The organism is Paenibacillus sp. 10L310 (genome assembly GCF_056395745.1).
Genome location: NZ_JBFTKC010000015.1, coordinates 74,829 through 99,147, shown reverse-complemented (window position 1 = coordinate 99,147; position 24,319 = coordinate 74,829). Strand labels below are relative to the sequence as shown.

Annotated in this window: 19 protein-coding genes; 13 read left to right on the top strand and 6 right to left on the bottom strand. The window is 48.2% G+C overall.

All coding sequences use genetic code 11. The features are described from left to right. The first annotated feature begins 79 nt into the window (after positions 1-79). The 9 genes from AC1DE7_RS24765 (at position 80) to AC1DE7_RS24725 (ending at position 11,663) form a co-directional block, all read left to right on the top strand. The gene (locus AC1DE7_RS24765) at positions 80-457 is read left to right on the top strand and encodes a ribbon-helix-helix domain-containing protein (RefSeq protein WP_127547768.1); all 378 of its coding nucleotides are present in this window, start codon (positions 80-82) and stop codon (positions 455-457) included. Next, complete coding sequence (locus tag AC1DE7_RS24760; protein WP_477535374.1) at positions 447-1,718, top strand: MFS transporter; 1,272 nt, start codon at positions 447-449, stop codon at positions 1,716-1,718. The genes AC1DE7_RS24765 and AC1DE7_RS24760 overlap by 11 nt, the downstream gene beginning before the upstream one ends. Positions 1,719-1,903: 185 nt before the next feature. After that, positions 1,904-2,041, top strand: coding sequence for a hypothetical protein (locus tag AC1DE7_RS24755; protein WP_353883072.1), 138 nt, complete (start codon positions 1,904-1,906; stop codon positions 2,039-2,041). 118 nt (positions 2,042-2,159) lie between these two features. Further along, entirely contained in the window at positions 2,160-4,904 is a 2,745-nt protein-coding gene (locus AC1DE7_RS24750) for a lanthionine synthetase LanC family protein (protein WP_477535364.1), read from the top strand. After that, on the top strand, positions 4,882-5,682 hold the full coding sequence (locus AC1DE7_RS24745) for a hypothetical protein (RefSeq protein ID WP_477535363.1): 801 nt from the start codon (positions 4,882-4,884) through the stop codon (positions 5,680-5,682). Before AC1DE7_RS24750 ends, AC1DE7_RS24745 begins: the two co-directional genes overlap by 23 nt. Continuing rightward, complete coding sequence (locus AC1DE7_RS24740) at positions 5,679-7,145, top strand: tetratricopeptide repeat protein (RefSeq protein WP_477535362.1); 1,467 nt, start codon at positions 5,679-5,681, stop codon at positions 7,143-7,145. The genes AC1DE7_RS24745 and AC1DE7_RS24740 overlap by 4 nt, the downstream gene beginning before the upstream one ends. Positions 7,146-7,150: 5 nt before the next feature. Further along, positions 7,151-8,884, top strand: coding sequence for an alpha/beta hydrolase family protein (locus AC1DE7_RS24735; protein WP_477535361.1), 1,734 nt, complete (start codon positions 7,151-7,153; stop codon positions 8,882-8,884). 263 nt (positions 8,885-9,147) lie between these two features. After that, on the top strand, positions 9,148-9,780 hold the full coding sequence (locus tag AC1DE7_RS24730; protein ID WP_036607440.1) for an NAD(P)-dependent oxidoreductase: 633 nt from the start codon (positions 9,148-9,150) through the stop codon (positions 9,778-9,780). 203 nt (positions 9,781-9,983) lie between these two features. Further along, a complete protein-coding gene (locus AC1DE7_RS24725) occupies positions 9,984-11,663 on the top strand; it encodes an NAD(P)H-hydrate dehydratase (protein ID WP_477535360.1) in 1,680 nt (559 codons plus the stop codon). Positions 11,664-12,500: 837 nt separating this feature from the next. Here the strand turns inward: AC1DE7_RS24725 and AC1DE7_RS24720 are convergent. From AC1DE7_RS24720 to AC1DE7_RS24705, 4 genes are all read right to left on the bottom strand, one after another. Beyond that, a complete protein-coding gene (locus AC1DE7_RS24720; protein ID WP_339190053.1) occupies positions 12,501-14,153 on the bottom strand; it encodes a methyl-accepting chemotaxis protein in 1,653 nt (550 codons plus the stop codon). A gap of 26 nt (positions 14,154-14,179) precedes the next feature. After that, complete coding sequence (locus tag AC1DE7_RS24715) at positions 14,180-15,187, bottom strand: BMP family lipoprotein (RefSeq protein WP_477535359.1); 1,008 nt, start codon at positions 15,185-15,187, stop codon at positions 14,180-14,182. A gap of 367 nt (positions 15,188-15,554) precedes the next feature. Next, positions 15,555-17,165, bottom strand: a complete 1,611-nt coding sequence (locus tag AC1DE7_RS24710; protein WP_477535373.1) for a gamma-glutamyltransferase family protein — start codon at positions 17,163-17,165, stop codon at positions 15,555-15,557. A 124-nt stretch (positions 17,166-17,289) separates the two neighbouring features. Continuing rightward, positions 17,290-18,189, bottom strand: a complete 900-nt coding sequence (locus AC1DE7_RS24705; RefSeq protein ID WP_047840315.1) for a glucose 1-dehydrogenase — start codon at positions 18,187-18,189, stop codon at positions 17,290-17,292. 155 nt (positions 18,190-18,344) lie between these two features. Here AC1DE7_RS24705 and fosB point away from each other — a divergent pair, with 155 nt between their 5' ends. Then, positions 18,345-18,764 carry a metallothiol transferase FosB gene (gene fosB / locus AC1DE7_RS24700; protein ID WP_036607427.1) on the top strand — a complete coding sequence of 140 codons (420 nt, stop codon included), beginning with the start codon at positions 18,345-18,347 and terminating at the stop codon, positions 18,762-18,764. A 141-nt stretch (positions 18,765-18,905) separates the two neighbouring features. Beyond that, the gene (locus AC1DE7_RS24695; RefSeq protein ID WP_477535358.1) at positions 18,906-20,717 is read left to right on the top strand and encodes a S9 family peptidase; all 1,812 of its coding nucleotides are present in this window, start codon (positions 18,906-18,908) and stop codon (positions 20,715-20,717) included. Positions 20,718-20,901: 184 nt separating this feature from the next. On the opposite strand, the gene AC1DE7_RS24690 is transcribed toward AC1DE7_RS24695, so the two are convergent. Both AC1DE7_RS24690 and AC1DE7_RS24685 read right to left on the bottom strand, forming a co-directional pair. After that, on the bottom strand, positions 20,902-21,936 hold the full coding sequence (locus AC1DE7_RS24690) for a phosphotransferase family protein (RefSeq protein ID WP_477535357.1): 1,035 nt from the start codon (positions 21,934-21,936) through the stop codon (positions 20,902-20,904). 21 nt (positions 21,937-21,957) lie between these two features. Continuing rightward, positions 21,958-22,932, bottom strand: a complete 975-nt coding sequence (locus AC1DE7_RS24685; protein WP_127547746.1) for an SMI1/KNR4 family protein — start codon at positions 22,930-22,932, stop codon at positions 21,958-21,960. 212 nt (positions 22,933-23,144) lie between these two features. Between AC1DE7_RS24685 and AC1DE7_RS24680 the strand changes: the two genes are divergently transcribed. Continuing rightward, positions 23,145-23,861, top strand: a complete 717-nt coding sequence (locus tag AC1DE7_RS24680; RefSeq protein ID WP_127547744.1) for a MerR family transcriptional regulator — start codon at positions 23,145-23,147, stop codon at positions 23,859-23,861. Beyond that, on the top strand, positions 23,836-24,240 hold the full coding sequence (locus AC1DE7_RS24675) for a toxin-antitoxin system TumE family protein (protein ID WP_051447033.1): 405 nt from the start codon (positions 23,836-23,838) through the stop codon (positions 24,238-24,240). Before AC1DE7_RS24680 ends, AC1DE7_RS24675 begins: the two co-directional genes overlap by 26 nt. Positions 24,241-24,319 lie beyond the last annotated feature (79 nt).

The window sequence follows — 24,319 nt, the reverse complement described above, 5'->3', positions numbered from 1 at the left end:
TATAATGTAAATTAAAACCAATTTACGATTTACAAATTACGATATACAGGTGCACTCGTGAAGAATGGAGGAAATGTATATGTACAATGACCAGAAAGCTAAGTTTAACCAGATGGTGGAACGATCTGTGGAGCAGGCGAACAAAAATCTTTCGGGAGCCAAGGGAGTTGTTTCCGTTCGATTAAGTCAGGAAGAGATTGATATCATAGATCAGCTTGTATTTCTTGAATTAGCCAAAAACCGTTCTGATGCGACTGCAATGTTGATTAGGGAGGGTATACGAACCCATCAGACCTTATTGAACGAGATACGCGAGTATACGGCTGAACTGGAACGGGTAAAAGCCAAGATACAACAGACCATTCGAGATTCAGGTTTGGTTACACGTCTGCATCGTATTAGTGATGATGAATCTGTTACGTACGAGGGAGAGGTGCGTGAAAAAGATGAAAAATGAAATTCGCAGCGACAGCTATCGAGCGGTTTTGCGTCTTCCTTCTTTTGTTGTGCTCCTTGTGGGTAGATTGATTTCTGGCGCAGGGCAGATTTTATTTTCTATGGCAACGATGTGGTATATCCTCCAATTAACGGAGTCGGCACTTGCTGCCGCGCTGATTCCGATGTTGCCGTACTTGATTTATGCATTTTTGGGCATTCCCTTGGCTACGATCAGTGATCGTCTGCCGAAAAAGCAACTTTTGATCTGGACAGATATATTGCGCGCAGGCGTAGCTTGCATATTGGCTCTTTTGTTCATGACAGGATCCATGCTTCCGTGGCATATTTACGCAGCCAATCTGCTCATTGCAATCCTTGGTTTTTTGTTCAATCCGGCAACCCAGACAGTCATCCCCGCTATTTTGCCAGAACCTGCAAAACAATTAGCTCCAGCCCATGCACTACTGAACTCTTCCTCCAAAACGATTGAATTACTTGGATACGCCATAGGGGGCATATTGATCGCGTTCATCTCCGTTCAGTCCATCCTGTTCATCTATGCAGTTACGTTTCTGCTATCCGCCATATCCATTTTCTTTATCCGCATCCCTGTAACCAAAGTAGTGAAGCAAAAAGGAGTCTCTGGTTTTGTCAAAGATAGCATGCAGGGAATTACATTCCTGTTCTCCCGTAAAATTTTGGCCTGCTGCATTATCTTTGGAGCCATTATCAATTTTGCAGGTGCGCCACTGCACATTTTCACGCCGATTTTTGCCAATATGGTGCTGCAAGCCGGGCCACAAGGCTACGGTCTGCTTCAGTCAGCCTTTGCCGCTGGCAGTATTGCAGGCTCTCTGCTCAGTGGCAAATATGCCAAACGACTCTCACTCGCTCACTGGTTTTTGATCAGTTACCTCATCTCAGGTACAAGTTTGCTACTCATGCCGATGTTTCCTAACCTGTATATCGCGATTGCGTGTTCATTTTTGTTGATGATGGGACTTGCTCTTGTGAATGTACCGCTGGTGACTTCCATTCTTTTATCCACCCCGGAAGAAAAGAGAGGACGTGTCATGAACAGTATGGGTGTCTTGATGAGTGGCATTAGTAATCCGCTTGGGTTGTTACTGGGAGGGTGGTTCATTGAAACGTACAACCCTTCATGGGTGTACATGGGGATTGGTACATTTGTTATTTGTATGGGCATGGCAAGCCTATTTGTCCGACCTTTCCGTGAAGAACGGAGCAAGTGTACCCAGCAACAAACGACCTCGATGTAGTCTGGAATTTGATGTCACATTGTGCCTCTTTTTAGTCCGAGGAATCGATAATTTGACATGATCAGGCGAAATAAATGGGTTTTATAAATAATTTATGTAAAATAATTCAATTAAAAAGAAGGAATATCAAATTTTATGTAGAATTTGGTTTATAAGAGGGGGAGACAAATGGGAGGTAATATATCATGGAAAACAAGGAAATTTTATCTGTACAGGATTTGATGGCACTAGAGGTTGAAGAGGATAACAACATGTTTGAGGAAACAAGCTTGTGTACAGTGTGCAGCTGGACTAGCTCAAGTACGATCGTTGTCGAGAGCTAGGAACTTCTTTACACGCTCTATTCACTGAATCATTTGAAAGATAAGTCTTTGATTTTCGCGCATTACTAAAATAATTGTACCTCCCCCTCTTATTTTATTCAAAAAGGAGTGATTCTCATTGAAATTCGCAAGCGTAACCCCCAAGAAGGACGCCTTTGAGAACGCTTTGGAACATATAATCCGGGAACTTCCCCAATCCATCCAATGGTCGAATGACGGCCATTGGATTTGTTTTAGACCGGAAGAATTAAGGCTTCCCGCACAGGGCTGGAAAATTCATCTGTCTGTTATCCCTGTGGAAGGAGCTGAATTGCTGCGACGCATTGCACCTGTTCTCACAGAAAATGATGTGCAATGGAAAGTAGTGAGCAGCGGGCTGAAACTGATTGAAACATCTAACGGTTCCATACCTCTCCCTCAGACGGGGAAGTGTGTCACCATCTACGCACGAGACGAAAAACAATTCTTGAAGTTACTTGAGCTAATGCATTCATGTACAAGCGATCTGAAAGGACCAGCTATTCCTACAGATCGGGCATACCTCGGTAGCCAGTGTGTATTTTATCGTTATGGTGCATTCACTGATCGTTTCTACTATGACCGGTACTCGGGTGCAAAAGTGTATGCCATCCAGAATCCAGAAGGTAAGCTGGAGGAGGATCGAAGAACACCTGGCAGGTATAAACCGGAGTGGGTGAATGAACCTGAGGAGTTACTGCGGATTCAAGCTATGGAGAAGAATCGGGCAACTTCTCGTCATTCCAATTCCAATAACAATGAGTTTGGTATACGAAATATTCGTGTGAGACGTGTACTCAAGAAGTCCGGCAAGGGAGGAGTATTTCTCATCTCTGGCACATCCTATGAACAGGCTGTCATGAAAGAAGCGGTCTACCGCATGCGTGTAGACGGTGGTGGGCGCTCTGCTCATAACTATATGGATAATGAATTTCGCGTGCTTGATCTGATGAAGGATACGGGGGTTACCCCAAGACCGATTGATCTGTTTAGTACTGAAAATAACCGCTATCTGATTCTGGAGTATTTTGAAAGCATCAGCTTGCGTGAATATATCCATCGCAGACATGTAGCCGCAGATTACAACCGGGCGGATATGCATCGGATGGGTATACATATCCTCGATATGGTGCAGCAATGTCACGATAAAGGAATTGTGATCAATGATCTGACGCCCAACAATATTGTTGTACTGATGGACGGAAGTGTACGCCTGATTGATCTTGAACTGGCTTATGTCAGAAGTGATGAGGGTCAGGCCGATCCATTGACCGGTCATACTCCGGGCTATGTGCCACGGGGACGTGAGCACAGCAGGCGATCCAGTTATGCGGATGATCTGTATGCACTGGGAGGTGTCTTCTATTATATGGCTTCATCCATCGACCCCTATCTGAAATACCAGCAATCCCATCTGGAAGCTGCACAGGCTTATCTGGATCATCAGAGTAATACACAGCTTCGTGGCTTGGGAAGTTTGGGCATCGAGATCATGTCTGGCGGACATGTGGAGTTATCAGAAATTCGTGAAACACTGGTTGAATTGCTGGAGCAGCAAGAGGTCACTTCAGGAGAAAGCATGGATGTAATAGAGAAGGATGAATGCAATATGGAGCCAGAAGAAGTACTCCGTCAGGCCGAGCGTATGGTAAACACGCTGTATACTTCTCTTGATTTTAATAACCCTTTGCAACTGTTCCCGGAAAACAGCATGAGCAAGATGTTTCATCCGGCGAATTTCAACTTTGGCTGGACAGGGATGATCTTTGGTTTTAATCAGCTTGGTCAGATTACACAAAACAGACAATACCATCAATATGCACGTGAAGTATTGGAATGGATTTTGACGAATCACCCTTACGTTCCAGATGAGACACCTGTAGCATTATACTTTGGATATGGCGCTGTTCCCTGGGCAATGGCAGAGACGGCTGAACGAATAAATGATCCATCGTTGCTTCGACGTGCAGAGGATCTGGCATTGGAAATCACCCGGCATGAGCCAGTACAGACCAATATTAGTCATGGAGCGGCGGGGTTGGGATTGATGCTGCTTGAAATATACCGTATTGGCGGCCGCCCTGAACTTCTGGCAAGAGCAGAGGAACTGGGTGTTTATATTTTGGAACAAGAAGAGCAGTCAGATGAATCATTGAGTTTGTGGAAAGTGAAAGATAAATCGGACAAAAAAGGCCATTATTCCCTTGGATTTTCTCATGGCATCGCAGGCATCGGATATTATTTGCTTGCCTTGGCGGAGCGTACAGGAAAGGAAGCGTACTATTCTGCTGTGAAGCGGATTGTAGATACACTTGATCGTACGAGTCATGGAGGACAGAATGGCGTGAGCCTGTGGCCTACATCCCCGGAAAAACCGGATACACTCTGGGTGCACTGGTGTAATGGATCGGCGGGTATTGGTCGATTTTTGATGGCAGCAGCTGATATTCTGCAAGATCCCCGCTGTACCAGACTTGGACTTCAAGCAGCGGATGCAGTGGCACAGGCAACGGTATTTGCTTCTTTTGGGCAGTGTCACGGAATTGCAGGTAATGGAGATTTTCTGCTCTTGGCTAACCGCAAGTTCCCAGGCAGATATGAAACCAAACTAGCGGAGTATACACAGAGCTTGTATGTATTGCGAGGTGATTCACAGGAAGACATATGGATGTGGCCTCTGGAGGACATGGAGTCCTTCTCCCCGGATTATATGACCGGTTATGTGGGGATCTATACCTTCCTGCTACGCCGGTTTTATCCGTCTGTTGCATCCGAACCACTGGTTTATTCAGGTTTCGATTATAACAGGGAGGGAAAAGCGTATGATGCTAACATCCATATCTGACATCCTGCCGCAATGCCAGCACGAATCGGGGAAGGCGGGTGATCGCTATTATGCAGTTGAACCTGGAAACGACGAAAGCCTATCTTCGTTCATGGTAATTGATCAGGGTGAAGGGCAGTATACATTGGATTTATGGAGTGAAGCACATTCCAATCCTTATTGGGGAGATCGGATGTCATCCGTTTTGGATAAAATCACATGGTCCTCTCTATATGCAACTGCTCCTGCCTCATTTCCGTGGGAGAAGCTTGGATACCGGGCGGACGTTCTTGCCCATCGGTATCGATTTTTCGGCAAGTTGAAGGACATTCCCGTGCCGGCTATGCCTAATGAAGATGCGGTTTGGATGTCTGCGGAGGGTCAGGCGGATTCCCTTGCACACTTGCTCCAGGCCAGTGATCCTACCTGTCCAAGTTGGGAAGCTGCTCGTCAAGCTATCGGGGATATTTATCAGGGTGTATATGGCAAGTTGCTGAAAGGTTCCGGGCTTGTGGAACTGGAGGAAAGGCAGATTGGGGGCTGCCTGTTAAGCGATGAGTTTGGGAGTGTACTCCTTGCTCATATATTCACAATACCAGAAGCGAAACGTCAAGGATGGGCCCGATGGCTTGCTGCATATGGTCTCCATCGGTGCAGTTCAGATCCGGATCAGCGAATTAAAGCTTCACTTGATGCAAACAACCGGGGCAGTTATCAATTGATGACGGCGCTGAATTTACAACAGGTGCCTGAACTTATACACGTATGCCGAATCACGAAAGAGAGTGAACTTTCATGATGCCTGTCTCACTGGAAAGTACCGATTATCATGATCTGAGAAGTAAATGGTTTCGTGTGAGTCATGAACCTGGATTGTTTGTCGTTGAAGGTACATCAGATGCGGTAAAACATGAAATTCACAAACTGAGAACGCATTGGCAGGATAAGGTTATACAAATTGCTGTTGGTGATCCGTATGCTACTCTCCCGCTGATCTATCAACTAAATCCATTTCAGCCAATAGATGATCTTGTGGCATGTAAAAATGCGTTATTGAGATTCCAAAGATTAGGGTGGGCGCCTGGTAATCGGAAATGGGTTCTGGTTGAAGTATCTTCCTACCTTCACCCTGCGGATCTGGGAGCCATCCACTATATCCTGTATCGACAGAAGCTAAGGGGAGTAAGTGTAGTGCTTTTTTTTCATCGATATCCAACCATGGCGAGTAATCCTGAGGACATACCCAAACTTCCGGTATCTATTGTCAGGGATACGCCCGATCAGACCCGACGTTTGCTGGAAGAACATCTACAAATGGTAAGTAAGGATAAAGGGAAGGAAAAAGAGGCCGCATTGGCGCTCTACAATAGGCTGGCCTGGGTTTTGTTGTCCAAATCGGCTGATCCGGCCCGCTACACGTCCTGTTTTCATTTTTTCGACCATAATTCGTTATTTCAACGGTTGTCGGCAACACAGCAGGCAGTACTCTGGTTTGAGCTGGGTCAGCTGTTGACCAAAAACGGGAAGCAGTATACCGAAGCACGACACTGTTATTCGAAAGCTCGTGAAGTCATTGCCCAAGAAGAGCTAACTGAAACGTATCGTACTGGGAAATGGGCTGCGCTTGATAATGGTGAAGCATTAATTGAGATGCAGGAGGGCAATGTAGAACGCGCAATTACGTTGGAGCAACAGGCGGGTCAGCGTATATGCCAGCTTCCTGATGGACCGGATAAGCGAGTTTTTCAGATTCAGACACTACTAAACATTGCGGGCTTGCAGCTCCGGGCAGGTCACTATGCAGAGGCAGGTAGGACGTTGCTGGCTGCGGAGAAGTTATGTGTTGATGCGTATGTAGATTGGCTGGGGCATGTACTGCAATTAAAAATGGTACTGCATCAACAGCTTGGTGAGCAGGAGCAGGAATATGAACTATTGATTCAATTGTTACGCATGAAGACAAGCACTATCCATTCCAAACTGCTTGGTCGTGCCGTGGAAATCGCTGGCGCGCTGATTACTCAAGGATCAGAGGAACGGGCATCCCGGGTGTACCGTCTATTGATGATGGGGCTGCCGGTTGCCAGTCTGCCACAGATCAGATTGATTCGGGAAACATTAGGCAGACTGGGGAGCGTTACGCCCCTAGATGCATACACACAGGACCAGTATATCAATAAACTGGAATCGCAGTTGGAGGGATGGGAGCAGTTAAAACACTGGAATGAGAGGAGGAAATCCGGTTGGGCTATCCATTCTTGACACGAATGAGTGTGAATAAGGAACGAACGAGTATGCTCTTGGGCTATGATGACAATACATGTGAATGGTGCAGTCTTGATGATACAGGCCGGATTGATAGCCGGCAGAGCCTTTCTGAACATGGGACAGAGTCAGAGCAGCATACGCAGCATATTCAGTTTATAGGCAGTAACCAGGTTCTGGTGATTACACAGGATAAGGTGGGGAAATGGCTTCATCTATACGAGGATGAGGAGCAAGCAAGGCTGGTTCAGACCCTGTTTGTGAAGTTTCCATTTCCTGTGATGCAGGCCTCTTGGCAAGAGGGGCAATTAATTCTGCTATTTTCCATTAGACATCGTTCAGGAGCTGTCCGTATAGGTCTTTACGATCCCGAGAAGGATGAGGCGCGATGGGTTACTCCTGATCTGGACAACCCGCAATTTGTATTCTGGTCTGCATCAACACGAGATGTTGGTGTAAACGTTGGTGGATTCGGAAGAGTGTATTCATATTCCGAAGAGATCCTTCCATCATCCGAAATACCCTATACGGAGTATGCCTACCCTGTGATGGATAAGCAGGGGGAACTGATAGCCGTTTCTATTCCTGTGGAAGATGGTTTCCAGCCTGGATGGATCAGGCAAGGAGAGGATCGGGTGCATGAATGTTCAAGGGATAGCCAACCCTTTTCTGAACTGATTAGAATGCAGCTCGATCCACATCAACAGCTAGTTCTCTGCGAAGGGATAACCTGCGGCAGGTGGCAATATGTCCAATATACATTGGACAGAGAGAAGAGGTATGAGCTGTATGATTATCCAGGAATCTTGACACAGGCTGTGCTCAGCAGGGACAGGCAGGGATTGATCGGAAAATATGAATCTATCGTTCGTCCTCCGGTGCCGGAGATATATCGGTTTTCGGAACAAACGCGTACGATTCCCCATTTCTCGGTTGAGCGAGATGAGAGAATTGGCAAGCATACTGACAAGGAACCCGATGTAATCTATGGATGGGTTCGTTATGTGGATGACATGATTCCGTACATGGACATGCACCCGGAGGATGCAGAACAGGTGGTCATCTATCTTCATGGCGGGCCTCATAATTGCCTGTTTGACAGCTTTAGTCCGGTCATCAGCGGATTATATCAGGCAGGAGTGCGGGTCATCGGGCTGAACTATCCCGGCAGTTCAGGATTCGGCATGGATTACAGGATGCGCATTCAGAACGATTGGGGCGGCGTGGATGCAGATGTCGTCCAATTCATGCGGGAGAAGATGTTATCTTCCTATTCAAACGTATCTCTCTATGGGGTGAGCTATGGGGCTTATCTGGCATTGCTGGTAGCAGGTAAAAGTCCGGCGCTATGGAGTACTGTGGTTGCCTGTGCACCGTTTACGGATCTGGAAGGACTGTACGCAGGCGGCGGAGCGAAGCTGAGATCATTTTTGGAAACTGAAATCGGTGAGCTTTTGCATGATCCATCTGCCCTGCGGGATAGAAGCCCAACAGCTTATGTATCCGGGCTTAGTGAGGTGGATATCCAGCTCATTCACGGTCAGGCTGATCAACTATGTCCCGTAGAACAGACGGAGAGGTTATATCTGGACATCATGGAAAACAAGCAAATGTCTGGAGCTGTAGGCAGAATTGAGCTTCATATTGTACAGGATATGGCGCATGAGGTTTATTCGGAGCGAATCTGGGCGCAGAAGGCTGTTGATTTTCTAACCTGCAGTAGAGTATCCACGTAAGATAAATACGTGATGTTGAAGCCGCAAATGCGGCTTTTTTGGCGATATTTAAGGTAATGATATGGAAAGGAAAAGCGGTAGGGGAAGTGTTGTTCGTGGTCTGGTGCATAGTTGGAGAGCTTAAGAGAATGAACATTAACGTTTACAAGATGTCACATCCGGTTTAAGATGGCGTGAGCCGTTTAAGGTATATAACAATAGGATTAAGTATTAAAATAACGGTAAGTTGACAAGATGATATCTACAGAAAAGAGGGAATTCATATGAAAGTAGCCATTTTTGGAGCAACCGGAGCGATTGGCAAGATGATACTGTGGGAGCTGATGGATCGTGGGCATGAAGTGACAGCGGTGGTGCGTGACCCTTCGAAGGTTGAGATGGTTCATGAGCGTTTGCGTGTAGAACAGGGAGATCTGCTTAACCCGGATCAGGTGGCTGATTTTGCAGCGGGTCAAGAAGTGGTTGTGAGTGCATATGGACCGAAGTTTGGTGGAGAAGAAGAGATGCTGGAAGTGACACGTTCGTTGATCGAGGGTGTGCGCCGGGCAAAAGCAGGACGTCTGGTTGTAGTTGGTGGAGCGGGAAGTTTGCTAACTGATTCCGGTGATATGCTGATGGATACGCCGGGATTCCCGGAAGAAGTCAAACCACTGGCAAAAGCACATGCAGAAGCATATGACCTGATTGAAGCATCAGGTATTCACTGGACCTACATGAGCCCTGCTGCGACAATCACAACAGGACGTCGAACAGGTCAGTTCCGGGTTGGCATGAACCGTGTGATTACGGATGATATCGGGGAAAGCTCGATTTCCGTTGGCGATTTTGCAGCGGCTTTGGTGGATGAACTGGACGATCCGCAGTTTATCCAAGCTCGGTTTACGGTAGGTTATTAAGCGAAGACTGGCTTTGGACTGGATGATTTAATCTGAAGGTCTCGTACACGGGATCGATAGAATTTTTGATGATGTATCGAGTGGACAGTGGTAACTGGATGAGGTAAGAGGAAAGATAGCGATACACATATAAGATGCAACGTTTAGGTGCAAAGTTGCTACTTTCAAGTATGAGATGAACTTGTCACGGGGAGGGATGAACGTTGTTTATCGTAACCGCTGAACAGATGAGAGCTGTGGACGAGTATACCATTCATCAGCTCGGTATTCCGGCAGCAAGTCTAATGGAGAATGCAGGCCGCGCCATAGCCGAGGAAGTCATCAAGCTGTGCCGGGAAGGGCAGGCAGAAGGCCGGCTTGTGGATTCAGGGCAGCTTGGCTATAGCAGCCAGACCGATGCGAGGCGGGCACACACCGGGCCCGGCGATCGGCAAGGTTATGGTGGCGACATCATCGCCGATCCGGCGCTGGTGATGGAGCGCCCGGGAGATCAGCAGTGGTACATGCTGATCGGCAAGGGCAATAATGGCGGCGATGGGCTGGTGGCCGCGCGCCATTTGGTTGAAGCAGGGCTTGGCGTGACATTGGTCTACGCCGATGCCCCTGATGCACTGCGGGGCGAAGCCGCAGTGCAACGGGATGCCGCCGCGAAGCTTGGCATCCCTGCTCTTGTCCACGGGCGCGAAGCCGTGGACTTCAGCCGGTGCACAGGCATCGTGGATGCGCTGCTGGGCACCGGCTCGCGGGGGGCGCCGCGGGGAGATTACGCGGCGTTGATTGAGGCGGCGAACGACAGCGGCAAGCCGGTCGTGTCCGCGGATGTGCCGAGCGGGCTGAACGCTGACACCGGAGAGGTGTACAAGCCCTGCATTCAAGCCCGGGTGACCGTATGTCTCGCGCTGCTTAAGCGCGGGCTGGTGCAGTACCCGGGCGCTTCTGCCGCGGGGCGCATTGTGGTGCGCGCCATCGGCATTCCCGCGCGGCTTGCGCCAGAGCATGGCCCCTCGGTCCGTCTGCTGACGGACGAGGTGTTGCGCGGTGCGCTGCGCGTGGATATAGGCCGTCTCCGGGCACCGGACGGCCACAAGGGCACCTACGGCCACGTGTTGCTGGCCGCAGGAAGTCTGCCGATGAGCGGCGCTGGCCTGCTCTCGGCCAAGGCCGCGCTGCGCGCAGGCTGCGGGATCGCTACATGGGCGCTGCCCGCGGCACTGCTGCCGCATGTCATCGGCACCGTGCCCGAGCTCATGCTTGCTGCCGCCTCCGATGGCGACAGCGGCGAATGGAACGCGGCTTCCGCCGACGCCGTGCTGCGTCTCGCGGAGAGCCGCGACGTGCTCGCGACCGGCCCAGGCCTTGGCCGCTTCCAGGGCGACACAGACTGGCTGCGCCGTCTGTGGCAACATACGGATCGTCCGCTCGTCATCGACGCGGACGCCCTCAACATGCTGGCAGACGCTGGCCCACATGGGCCTCGCGACTGGGGCCAGCGAAGTGCGGCGACAATTCTGACGCCGCACCCTGGCGAGATGGGCCGACTGCTGGGCATGTCGACCCAAGAGGTGCAGCGTGACCGCATTGGGCACGCTACAAAATACGCCCGCGAGCAGGGCGTGACCCTTGTGCTCAAAGGAGCACGAACGGTCATCGCAACGCCATCCTGCGAGGCGTACATCAACACCACCGGGCACGCCGGCATGGCGACTGGCGGTGCCGGAGACGTATTGACCGGCATCATCGCCGGTCTGCTTGCCCAAGGGCTCAGCGCGGAGCAAGCCGCCACGTTCGGCGTATATCTTCACGGACAGGCCGCTGAACGTGCAGCACTGCTGCGCGGTGACCCATCATCCCTGCTGGCCGGAGACATCATCGACGCACTGTGAGGTTGGGGCAGGTGTGGGACAAGCTCGCGGTTTTGGGCTGCTGCCTATGACGATTCGTTTTCGAACTGCAAGTGATCCAACGAACCAGCGCACCAAAAAGTAGATGAGTGAACGTTGTCCATTGCTCAGTACTCAGTGCTCAATGAACAATGATCAGTACTCATTGCTCAATGCCCAGTGCTTATTGCCCTAACGAACCTGATACACCTTATACCACGGTTTACATCGAGGAGCAAAAGCTAACGAACCTCATCCACGTTATTTCTGTGTATTTCAGATAAAACACCTGAAAAACCGGACTAAATTAGGGAATAGAATGCCTGAGATTCGTTAGATTTTATAATCTGCAATTAATGGCCCAATAAGGTTTGCTCAGTTCGTTAAACATTTGGATCTGAAATGCTGATGTCTTATTATCTATATAAGTTGAACTAAAGAATATTTACACTGGACACTCCGGTGACAGAACAACCTTCCGATCGCTGTTATCCCCAGTTTTTTTATAAATTAGGAAATCCGGGAAAGCGTATGCTTCCGAGGCGGCTTTCTTTCAGATAGCTTTTAGCGCCGCTTTTTCAGGTTTTTTCTGTCTTCTCTGTTTTGTGTAAATGTTTAGTTCAATCTATATACTTTCATATCTTTGAAACGAATTAATGGTTGGATGAAACAATGATTAGTTACTGAAAAGGGGAGCCCTGTCATGATGCATGACGGAGGCTCCCCTTGATTTGTTTGTATGTTCACGCTACCTGATCCTGGCTCGGCTATAATCTGCATCTAACCTGCATCTAAACGACATCCGACCTACGTCTGGCCCAAGTTCTCGCGGCATCCTGCTTACAGCCGGAATCGCAGCAGTTCCTGATGCATCTCTGCACTAATATCACGCAATGACTTCACCTTGATACTTGCATCAGCGAAGGAACGTTGTTGTTCCGACGTGGAGGCGGTGATCTCTTCACTGCTGGCAGCCGACTGCTCGGTGATGGCACTGATATTTTCGATGGCCTGTTGCACCTGTGTACTGAGTTCATTGGATTGTTGCATGTCCTCAGCAAGCTGATGGATACCCGTACTGATGCGCTCCACACTTTCACGAATAGCAGAGAAGGATTCGCGAGTCTGGCCAGTGGCTTGTTCCTGTTCGCCGAATAACTGCATGCTCTGTGCTACAGAGTTCTTCACCTTGTCCATGGAGGTTGTGATCTCGCCAACAGCCGCATAGATATGTTTGACCGATTGCGCAGATTGTTCGGCGAGTTTATTCACCTCGCCCGCAACAACAGCGAAGCCACGTCCGGCTTCTCCAGCGCGAGCAGCCTCTATGGAGGCATTTAACGAGAGCATGGTTGTTTGTTTGGCAATCTCCGATACATATGTCGTCATCGTAGTGATTCGAACCGCGCTTTCTTCCAGTTCCCGCACCGTTTGTTCTACCTCGGCCATCGCCGTACGATTCACTTCGGCCAAGCGGAGTTGCTCCGCTACAGCCTTATTACCTTCCTCAACGGTAGTTAATACTTCACGACCATCGATTACCGATTGGGAAGTGGACTCGAGATTGCTATTGAAGGTAGACTGCATTTTGTCCACAACCATCACTGTTTCACTCAGATCCTCGGCAATTTTTTGACTGCCAATCGAGAGTTCCTCCGTGGTGCGGGATACTTGCTGCACAATCGCTTGGGCTGTATCATTACCACGGTCAATATCTTGCGCCATCAGATCGACACGATGACCCGCTTCACCAATCGACTGAATAATGCCGCGGATATTATGAGTCATGATACCGAAGGAGCGACTCAGGTCATCGAGTTCATCTTTGCCCCGAGATTCCGGTAATTGTCCGGTTAGGTCACCGTCCGCAATTTGTCCCGCAGCGTCTTTGAGTGTTCGAATACGCTTGGCGATCTGACGTGAAGTATACATATTAAACAGCATTACGGCGACAAGCAATACGATGGCTCCTACCAGAGCGGTTTGCCACGTTTGCTGAATGTCACGTTCCAAATCGACGGTATATTGATCATAACGATCCCGAGTCATCTCATCCAACGAATAGATATCATTCTGTATGCCCCGAACCCGAGTGCTGTAACGTTTCGCTTCCGCACTGTTCATCGCACTCATCGCTTCGGTGGCTCCCTGGTTGAGAGCTTCTAATTTTGTCTCGATGGACTGAATAAGTTGTAACTGCTGATCTGTTTCGAGCAATCCGTCCGTAAGTTCCTGAATCATCGTTTGACCTTCATCCAGCAAGCGAAGTACGGCGTCCTGGTTTCCTGCTGTCATGGAGAACGAGTAGACATCCAGCGCCTGCTGGGTCTGAATCTGATTGGCGTTCAGTTCACTCACCTTGAGCATGGCTGGTACCAGATTTTGATTTTTGGCATTCATGTTGAGCAATTGCATGATAATATAAGCGACTAGCACAAGGCATAGAAGTAGTGAAATTAGAGCATTAAGTATCAGTTTTCCCTGTAGTTTCATGTGCGTACCTCCTTGTATCCGATGGGTTATTGATCAAGCGTAATTTTGATTTGACCGGAAGAGATCTTTGCCTTCAGATCTTCGAAGGTTTGCTGTTGTTCATCACTGAGCGTGATATTATGTAGATCAGTCAGACCCACGGCGTTCTCCGCCAGCCCCTCCACGATTTCCTTTTGAGGGAAGGTATGATTGTTTTGAACAAACGTGTTAACGGCATTATAGATAGAGACATCCACATTTTTCAGCATGGACGTAAGAATGGATTTTTCTGCTAAAAAGAATTGATCGGTATCTACACCGATGGCGTATTTCCCTAATTTCTGAATCTCCGTCAGTGCGCCTACGCCTGTGAGACCGGCAGCAACGTAGATCACGTCAGCGCCCTTTTCCTGAATCATCTCTGTAGCCAGTTGTTCACCCAGCTCGGCATTGCCAAAGTCCCCTGCGTAGACGACATCAACGGTTGCATTCGGCTTGACAGCCAGAACACCTTGTTTAAAACCCTGCTCGAAATTACGAAGGACCGGTATCTCTATTCCACCAAGGAAGCCAACATGATCTTCCGTTGAAGCCATAGCGGCAATAACACCTGCCAGATAACTTCCTTCTTCCGCCCGGAATGAAATGGAGGCAATGTTAGGCAGTTCGGATTGACTGTCAATCATGAGGAACTGCTGGTCAGGATATTTGGCTGCAACTTTCTCCATATCCGCTTGGACAGCATCACTCAGGCCGATAACCAGATCGAATTTGGCTTGCGCAAACTCTTCAAATGCAGCTTCAGCATTGTCGCCCGGTTCACGATAGTCAAAGACAATGCTTTTCTCATTTCTGGCCTGAACCAGTCCATCAAAAGCAGCATCATTAAAAGAACGGTCACCCAGACCCACTTCCGTAAGCACGATCCCAACCTTTGTTCTTGTGTCTGTTGCCGTTGTTGTATTGTTGGCTGAACATGCCCCCAGGATCAGTACCGTCAGGATCATCATTAGGGTGAGACCTAGACCTGCGCGTCTGTTCTTGTTTGTTTTCATGTGTTGGTACCCTCATTTCTGTAGTCGCATTTTTCTGTTTTGCATGGTTCCTTAGCTCCAGGGAATGACGTGTACATGATGACACGTATGGTGAGTATTTCCCTTTATCTATATCGGTCAGAAAGGCACTGTGATTTATGGTATGTAGTGAAAATTTACGAAAAAATAAGTATTTTTCATGAATTACACATTATTTTTACATTTCTCTGGTTAAAAGGGTACATAAATATCTACAGTATGTTGTTTGCTGATGTTAGAAGTCGAAAAAAGGCACAACAGAGATGACATGAATCATCTCTGTTGTGCCTTGAAATTTCACCCTATATGGATGATAAGAGATCATCCTATTATAAAAATGACGCGAGTTTTACCAAGCCGCAATCGAGCCATCCGCTCGGGTTTCCGTACCCCCGCATAATACGCCACTGTCTGGGTTGCGCCAGATGATCTGACCACGTCCAAATTGGGATGGATCGAGTGCCACTTGAATATCATGTCCTTTGCGGGCGAGTGCCTGAGCGACATGCTGCGGGAACCCCGGTTCCACGAGAATTGTTCTGTCCTTCGTCCACTGCCAGCGCGGAGAATCCAAGGCGGCCTGTGGGTTCAGGTGATAATCGATCGTATTCATAACCACCTGCACATGACCTTGCGGTTGCATGAAACCACCCATGACACCGAATGGCCCAACCGCTTCGCTGCCACGGGTGAGGAACCCCGGAATGATCGTATGATAGGTTCGTTTGCCTGGCTCCAGGGCGTTCGCATGATTAGGGTCCAGTGAGAAGTTATGTCCGCGATTCTGCAAAGCAATGCCTGTCCCCGGAACAACCAATCCAGAGCCGAAGCCCATATAGTTACTCTGGATAAACGAAACCATATTGCCTTCACCGTCCGCCGTAGCCAGATAGACCGTCCCACTTGCTCGTGGATCACCCGCCTCAGGTGCTCGTGCGGTATCACCAATGAGTTTGCGCCGTTCTTCTGCGTATGCCTCGGACAGCAATTCCTCCACCGTGACACCCATTTTGCGTTCTTCGGTAATATATTTCTCCCCATCGGCAAATGCCAGCTTCATGGCTTCGAGCTGCTGATGATACGCCAGAACGGATTCTTTCTCGTCGAACTCGTAACCTTTCAACAGATTAAGCGCCGCGAGAGCAATCAATCCTTGTCCATTCGGCGGAATCTCCCATACATCGTAACCACGATAGGAGACGGAGATGGGATCAACCCACTCGGGCTGGAATTCCTTCAGATCTTCGCGAGTCAGATAACCACCGTGCTCTGCCATAAAGGAGTGAATGCGCTCTGCCAGTTCTCCTTCGTAAAAGTCTCGTGCTTCGCTCTCGCCAATCTGGCGCAAAGTCGCCGCGTGATCCGGCGAGCGCCACATCTCTCCAGCTGCGGGTACACGCCCGCCTGGAGCAAATGTCTCAAACCACGCACGCCCTGCCTCCGCATCACCCTGGCGTGCATAGATCTCGGCTGCCCTTGCCCAGTGGCGGGCCAGCCCAGGCGCAAGCGGATAACCTTCCTCCGCATAGCGGATGGCCGGTTCCAGCGCTTCCGCCAGCGTGAGCCGCCCAAAACGGCGGCTCAGCTCAGCCCAACCCGCCGGTGCGCCAGGCACCGTCACCGGAACAACCCCGAGCTTCGGCATCTCCGTATGGCCTGCCGCTTGAAGCGCCTCAATGGATATGCTCTGAGGCGCAGGGCCGCTGGCATTCAGGCCATGCAGTTTGCCCTCGGTCCAGACGAGGGCAAAAGCATCGCCTCCAATGCCATTGGATGTTGGCTCCAGCACCGTGAGTGCTGCCGCAGTTGCAATGGCGGCATCAATGGCATTGCCGCCTTTTTTCAATACATCCAGGCCAGCTTGTGCAGCCAGTGGCTGAGACGTGGCGACCATGCCTTGTTTCGCATACACAGGCACGCGATAAGAGGGGTACGGTTGGTAGAGTGGATCGAAGTTCATCAGGTTGTTCAGCTCCTTGTCGCTAGATGTCAGGTTCCGGCATAACCGGATCATACTCCTAACCCTCTTCGCAACTGGACAACCGATATCCTGCCACACCTGCCAAATCCAACCTGACAACAGCCTAAGTCGTTACCATATCGCCGCCATTCACATGAATGCATTCACCTGTGACATAGGATGAATCGCGGGAGGCGAGATAGACGTAAGCTGCCGCCAGTTCGTAAGGCTGACCAGCTCGACCCATGGGTGTATCTGTTCCAAATACCTGCACATCCTCAGCGGAGAAACTGGCAGGGATGAGCGGTGTCCAGATGGGTCCCGGAGCAACGGAATTCACACGGATTCCCTGTGCAGCGAGCGATTGGGCGAGTACACGAGTCAGCGATACAACGGCTCCTTTGGTAGAAGAGTAGTCGATCAGTTGGGTATTACCTTTATATGCTGTAATGGAAGCTGTATTGATAATGGAGGCACCTCTGCACAGATGGGGGAGAGCGGCCTGAATCAGAAAGAAATAAGCGAACACATTGGTCTGAAAGGTGTGATACAGCTGTTCTTCTGTAATATCAACGATGCTTGGCTGCACATACTGTACGCCATGATTATTGACCAGAATATCGATCTTCCCGTAGGTTTCCATCGTTGTGCGAATGACGGCTTCACAGTTTTTCTTTAAGCGGAGATCAATCTCGATTAAGAGACAACGCTGTCCCAGTTCTTCGATCCGTTCACGAGTCCTTTCGGCATCTGTCCGTTCATATAGATAAGCAATGACGATATCCGCACCTTCCTTGGCAAAAGCGATGGCGGTCGCCCGGCCGATTCCACTGTCACCACCCGTAATAATGGCAACTTTACCTTGGAGTTTGCAGCTACCGATATAGGCAGGATCTTCACTGATCGGTTCAGGCACCATCAGGGTTTCCAGACCAGGTTGCTGGTCCTGATGCTGGGGTGGAAATGCCAGCTTTTGCTCCTTGCATACCGTTTTCTCACCATAAAAAGGATAGACAGGATTCATTCGCTTTACATCCTCCTCGAACGTTCATTGATACGGATAACCTATGCATTCGCCTAGAAGAAGGTGCGGGAGGAAACAGCAGAGCGGTTGTTTTTTGCACAGAATATACCATAATAAGGATAGATCCTTAAATCGATGGAGGTGTCAGGAGCCACATGAATATTCAAGGAATTAATCATTTGTGCTTTTCCGTATCCAATCTGGAGCGGGCTATTACCTTTTATGAGCAGGCTCTCGGTGCCCAAATTCAGGTGAAAGGACGCAAACTGGCTTATTTTGAGCTTGCCGGTCTGTGGATTGCCCTGAATCAGGAGGATGTTATTCGCAACTATACGGAACGAACCTATACCCATATTGCATTTACCGTTACAGAAGAGGAGTTCGACGCGTCTGTGCAGCAGCTGCGAGCAGCGGGGGCAGACATTCTTCCCGGAAGGCCAAGAGATCCGCGGGATGCATTATCCGTTTATTTTACCGATCCGGATGGTCATTTGTTTGAACTGCATACAGGTACGATGAAGCAAAGGCTGGATTATTATCGCGAAGACAAAGATCATATGACCTTTTATACATGAGTTTCATGTGCAAATCGAGAAAATCTGGAATTATAACTCACATATCTATTGTCTAAACATTGGCATTACCTATAATATGGACAAATGGTACCTTAATTTACCAATGTTAAATTCATTGGTTCAATTCCAAGGAGGTTTGTCATGATTCAGTTCCCTAAACCGGATGTCGAGCAATATTTTCAGACGTACCGTATTTCACATTTTGCCGTATCGGCAGACGAGAAACGTTTGTTCATGGACAGCAATCTGAACGGTCAGCCGAATATTTGGGCGATGGATTTGCCTGGAGGATACCCGTATCCTTTAACGTACTTGAATCAGAGCAGTCAATTTATCAAAGCAGACCCGCAGGGGCGTCATCTTCTTACCGCGTTTGATCGGGATGGAGATGAGAACTATCATCTATATGCACTCCCACCCGAGGGTGGTGTTCCACTGCCTGTGGTTCCGGCGGAACCAAATGATCGCTGTTATTTCGCTGAGTTGTCCGAGGATGGACAACGTCTCTATTATGTCACCAGCGCGGGTAATCCGAATTATCTGAATTCACGCCGCATCGATCTGGAGACAGGGGAAGATGAACTGTTATACAGTGGAGAAGAGGTTACGAGCAGCCTGGTTGCTGTAAGTCCTGACGAGATGAGTTATGTCATTTTAAAAATGTACTCCAATACGTATCAGACGGCGCATCTGTATCGTAACAATGAAGAAATGGTGATTCTGCCAGTCTCAGAACGTTATAGTCAGGTATCTGATCTGATTTTTGCAGATGATAATCGTCTTCTGTTCATTACCAATGATGACTCCGCATACGCCTATGTGGCTGAATACCGTATCGATACCCGCGAATTCCGCTTATTGTGCAGAATCGAAGGGGAAGATGTGGAGTTTATCCGCTGGCATCAGGCTTCCGAGACCTTATATTTCTGGACACTTACAGGGCCGGAGAATCGTATGTACGTATTGGGCAAATATGCCGATGAGCCTCGGCGCATAGAGATGCCGCTGGATACGATAGAGCAGGTGAACGTTACAAAGGCTGGCAATGTGTATATCCTCGGACGTGGAGCGATCCAACCGCATAACATTTATCGCAAAATAGCAGGTGCTGAGTCCTGGGAGCCGCTGACTGCCAATCGGGTAACCGGACTGGACCCGAGTGATCTCGTGTACCCTGACGTTATTCAGTATAACTCCTACGACGGACTGGAGATTGAAGCTCTCTTGTTCAAAGCAAAACCAGAGCAGGCCAATGGTTACACCGTATTTTGGCCTCATGGTGGGCCGCAATCTTCCGAAGCAAAGTTTTTTCGGCCGATGTTCCAGATGATGCTCGCTCAGGGCTATCATATCTTTGCACCTAACTTCCGGGGCAGTACCGGGTATGGTGCGGAATTCGTCAAATTGGTTGAGCGGGATTGGGGAGAAGGCCCAAGACTGGACTGTGTTGCCGGCATCAACTGGTTGTTTGATCAGGGGATTACCTCGCCAGAGCGGTTGTTTGTGGTAGGTGGAAGTTATGGGGGATATATGACCCTGTTATTGGCAGGTCGCCATCCGGAACTGTTTCGGGCAGCGGTTGATATTTTTGGACCAAGTAACTTGTTCACATTCCTGGAATCCGTGCCGGAAGACTGGAAACCGATGATGGATAACTGGCTGGGTGATCCGGTCCGTGACCGCGAACGTTTAACGAAGGATTCACCGATTACGTATCTCGATCAGATGGTGAACCCAATGTTGGTCATTCAGGGTGCTAATGATCCAAGGGTCGTGAAGGCCGAATCCGATCAGATCGTGGCCGCGCTCCAGTCGAAGGGACTTGATGTGGAATACATCGTTTTGGATGATGAAGGTCATGGCTTCTCCAGGAAAACAAACGAGATTCTTGTGTACCGCCGGATGCTGGAGTTTTTGCAGAAACATCAGGAGTCACCCGTTGCACAAGCTTAAGTTGAGAGATTCCATCGTTGACTTAAATATAGTGAGATGAGGAAAACCGCCAAAGATCAAGGATGATCTCTGGCGGTTTTATACGTGCGCCCGCATGTTGGGCGCTATGTATGGAACGATACATATGTTAGTTTGGAAGGCCGCTATCCATTGAGCGACCTGTCCAAATCTACTAACTAATCTACTAATCTAACAATGCGACAATCGAATTAATGGACTGCTGCGCCCACTGTGCAAAAGGCAGGTCGGCTGCCCACGTCACTTGTCCTGTCGCTTTGGCTTCCCCCCACCACAAGATACGTTGATAGAGCAGATGCATGCGGAGACGTGTGCGGAAGTGTTGGCATTTCTCCTCATTTGCTGCACAGACCAGATCCCGGTAGCAGCGAAGGAACTGTGCGGCCAGTTCTGGTTGACCCTCACGAACATACCTGGTGGATATTTTGGTGAGGTCTGCTGTTCCGTCTCCGAAATAGGCCGTTGTAAAATCGAACAAACCACTAATCTGCCACCCTGAAGAACGGTCGTCCAGATTTTGAATCAGAATATTCTCGACCTTGAAGTCTCCCATAACAAAACACGGAACAGCTCTGGACCGAAATGCCGGTTCAGCATTTTTGAATTGCTCGTCCACCCACTGAACATCTTCATCCGTAATCACCGAGTACTGTTCAGCATCATGTAACCAGTGACGAATGGTTCCGTACAACCAGTCCAGATAATCGCCTGCAAAGGAAACAATCTGCTGTGCTACAGGATCATATTCCCCGGCATCAGGCACCTTCCAGCGGTGCAGTTCAGCCAAAGTATGAGCAAACATACAGGCAATCTCTTCCTGATCTTGCTGTGACAGCGAAGCCTGGAATGTTGGATCATACAGGTGATTCCCGGGCAGGCGTGGCATTATGGCATAACTCCAGCCTAGCAGATGGGTATCTTCATGTAATAAATATGGATCAGGGACAGGAATGGACGTATGTTTTGCCAGTTGTTCTACAAAGAACTTTTCTTCCTGTAACTGTCCTGCATATAAAGGATTGCCTTTTAGAATATACTCTCCATGGGAAGAGCGAATGAGCAGTGTCTGACCCATAACACCTTTATCCGTTCGTCGATAATCTTCAAGAGTTCCCAGGTCAAGCTCATTCAGCGCATCCTGTAATAAAACTGCGGCCACTTCGCCAAGTTGATTGGAACCAAAATATATACGGGTTGTCATATGGCCAGACCCTCCTGGGTGTTAGTCCTCATTCTCTTCGTCAGACAGGTCATACGTATCCTCATCGACCAATCCACGGATGAAAGCTTCAAAATTCGGCGCAAGATATGTAATCTCATAATCATTTTCCTGATCGACATGAACTACACAGGGTTCACCTTCAGGGCCGCAGAAGCGATAATCCAGCATAACAACATCATGACCAGCGGATGGACAATCACAGATCACAATCCCCAGGTCGGGGTATCCCCAATCTTCGATCATGAACCGACTTCCCAGCTCACCAGCGAGTGCGTATATTTTATCGTGTCCAATTCCCATAATGCTTGAAATGGCAATGTGATCCTCAGCCCAGGAAGTCGCTTCTTTGGTGGGAAATACAGTGAGCGCAGGGATACCGCCGTTTTGCGTATTCATCAGTTGAATATAGGAAGCGGGCAGCTTGTAACCCAATTCCTTCTCAATAGACACAATCTCTTCTTCATCAAAAGGTTCTGATACATGATTTTCCTGGGCATAATCACTCTGTACCCAGAACGTTGCGGGATCATAAGTCCCTGAAGCTGCTCTTAGATGGTTCTGTATACCGCTCTGCTCGAATGCGGCAAGCTCCTCTTCATGACGCTGGCGATCTTGACGCATCTTGTCCGCTTCGGGACGAATCTCGCGAAGGAATTCAAGGGTAGATTCATCATGGGGCAGAAGTTCATCAGCTCTCTCAAAAGCCAGTAATGCCTGTTCATAACTCGCTATATGACAGTATGCATAACCCAAACGGTATTGCCAGAGCGGGTCGTTTACTCCACGCTCCTGGACAGACAACAAATGTTGAATGGCTTCGCGGTAACGTGCGTCATTGTTATAGGCTCTGGCGAGTTGACCAATCAGATCATAATCCCGCTCTGAGACGGGGATTCGTTCAATATGTTCAATAATGAGACTGAATTGGTCCTGCTCATGCCACAAGTTGATTTGATCCAGCAGTTCTCTTTCCATGAATAGGCCTCACTTCCGTAGGAGGGGTATGAATCTCTTTCATTATATAATAAGTGTGTGTTGGTTGGAGAATGTATAAATCAAGCTCTTCGTAGCATACTGTTTAAGTATACTTTAAGTTTGATCTATAAAGTTTAATTTGTGTTTAACTTTGTTTAAGTATGATGTTGAAAGTTAAACTTTACTATCCTATACTAGGAGTGTGAGGTGAGATGGATATGGGAATCACAAGAGTTGAGAAGAATATATTTAGTCAGAACACGGATGAGATTGCTTCTGAGTTAGTTCAGAGCTTGAGTAATTCGGATAATAGTATTTTACTGTTCAAAGTGCTGGCACTTGCAGTCAGAAATAATGCTGAATTTGTTCGTAACCTGGATGAATCTATCTTTGAAGATGCTGATATTTTTAGAGAAAAGTATGTTACTCTTCTCAAACATGCGTTAAGTCAAGCAGTGGATGTACCGACAGGAATTACAGACAGTGGTGTTCCTTCTATTCCTTCTATTGAAGTTGTACATTCTTATACTCCTAAAGAATTATCTGTATTTTTTGGAGTGAGTATTACGACGATTTTTAACTGGATTGATCAAGGCCGTTTTATGGGGATTCAAAGAGCCGGGTCCAACAAACATAATCTCATCCCAGACGATACTACATATGTATATGGATCAGGTAAGAGAACGACGATTAAAGAGATTGTGACTATGTGGAAAAAGGAAGAGGCAGAACGCCAATCCACAATAGAAGTCAGTGACCTGGATTACCACACAGGGCAAATTGCCTTATATGAAGATAAATACAAAGGGGAATTCGAACGGACACTCGGAACTAAATTGAACTTAACACCTGAAGAAGAAACCGATGCACAAGTTTGGAAACACCATTTGGGGAGGCAGCGTCTTGGCTTTAAAGATACCGAAAAGTAATTTTCGTTTTATTGAGAATGATTTTTCAGATATTATTATGGAGATTCGAGATGGTGCCCAGGGTCTTCCAAGTAGTGCTAGAACTATTCGTAAAACAATTGTCTTTAATGATTTATCGAAGATGTACTGTGTAGAGGAGATAGATCGAAACGGGGGATTCATCGAGTTATATTGGTATGATTGGTATGATGATCAAAAAGAGTTGATTATGAAATTCCATGCTCATTATCATCCTGATGAAACACCTGCTAATATCACGATGTATGACCCGTTTCATATTCATACGGCAAATGAAAGAAGATTGAATAATGAAAAATTTCAAGAATTATATACGATTCTTGAATTTATTAGATTAAGAAATATCTCTATTAAATTATAATAGTTCAACGCTGATATGATGTTTGTACATACGAATTAAACAACACTCCCTGAACTTAGGCATTATAGCCACAGTTCAG

Coding starts and splice junctions, on each gene's coding strand:
- fosB (WP_036607427.1), top strand. CDS start 18,345: ATGAATATTCAAGGAATTAATCATTTGTGCTTTTCCGTATCCAATCTG.
- AC1DE7_RS24730 (WP_036607440.1), top strand. CDS start 9,148: ATGAAAGTAGCCATTTTTGGAGCAACCGGAGCGATTGGCAAGATGATA.
- AC1DE7_RS24720 (WP_339190053.1), bottom strand. CDS start 14,153: ATGAAACTACAGGGAAAACTGATACTTAATGCTCTAATTTCACTACTT.
- AC1DE7_RS24690 (WP_477535357.1), bottom strand. CDS start 21,936: ATGACAACCCGTATATATTTTGGTTCCAATCAACTTGGCGAAGTGGCC.
- AC1DE7_RS24755 (WP_353883072.1), top strand. CDS start 1,904: ATGGAAAACAAGGAAATTTTATCTGTACAGGATTTGATGGCACTAGAG.
- AC1DE7_RS24740 (WP_477535362.1), top strand. CDS start 5,679: ATGATGCCTGTCTCACTGGAAAGTACCGATTATCATGATCTGAGAAGT.
- AC1DE7_RS24695 (WP_477535358.1), top strand. CDS start 18,906: ATGATTCAGTTCCCTAAACCGGATGTCGAGCAATATTTTCAGACGTAC.
- AC1DE7_RS24705 (WP_047840315.1), bottom strand. CDS start 18,189: ATGAATCCTGTCTATCCTTTTTATGGTGAGAAAACGGTATGCAAGGAG.
- AC1DE7_RS24710 (WP_477535373.1), bottom strand. CDS start 17,165: ATGAACTTCGATCCACTCTACCAACCGTACCCCTCTTATCGCGTGCCT.
- AC1DE7_RS24680 (WP_127547744.1), top strand. CDS start 23,145: ATGGATATGGGAATCACAAGAGTTGAGAAGAATATATTTAGTCAGAAC.
- AC1DE7_RS24765 (WP_127547768.1), top strand. CDS start 80: ATGTACAATGACCAGAAAGCTAAGTTTAACCAGATGGTGGAACGATCT.
- AC1DE7_RS24735 (WP_477535361.1), top strand. CDS start 7,151: ATGAGTGTGAATAAGGAACGAACGAGTATGCTCTTGGGCTATGATGAC.
- AC1DE7_RS24685 (WP_127547746.1), bottom strand. CDS start 22,932: ATGGAAAGAGAACTGCTGGATCAAATCAACTTGTGGCATGAGCAGGAC.
- AC1DE7_RS24745 (WP_477535363.1), top strand. CDS start 4,882: ATGATGCTAACATCCATATCTGACATCCTGCCGCAATGCCAGCACGAA.
- AC1DE7_RS24715 (WP_477535359.1), bottom strand. CDS start 15,187: ATGAAAACAAACAAGAACAGACGCGCAGGTCTAGGTCTCACCCTAATG.
- AC1DE7_RS24760 (WP_477535374.1), top strand. CDS start 447: ATGAAAAATGAAATTCGCAGCGACAGCTATCGAGCGGTTTTGCGTCTT.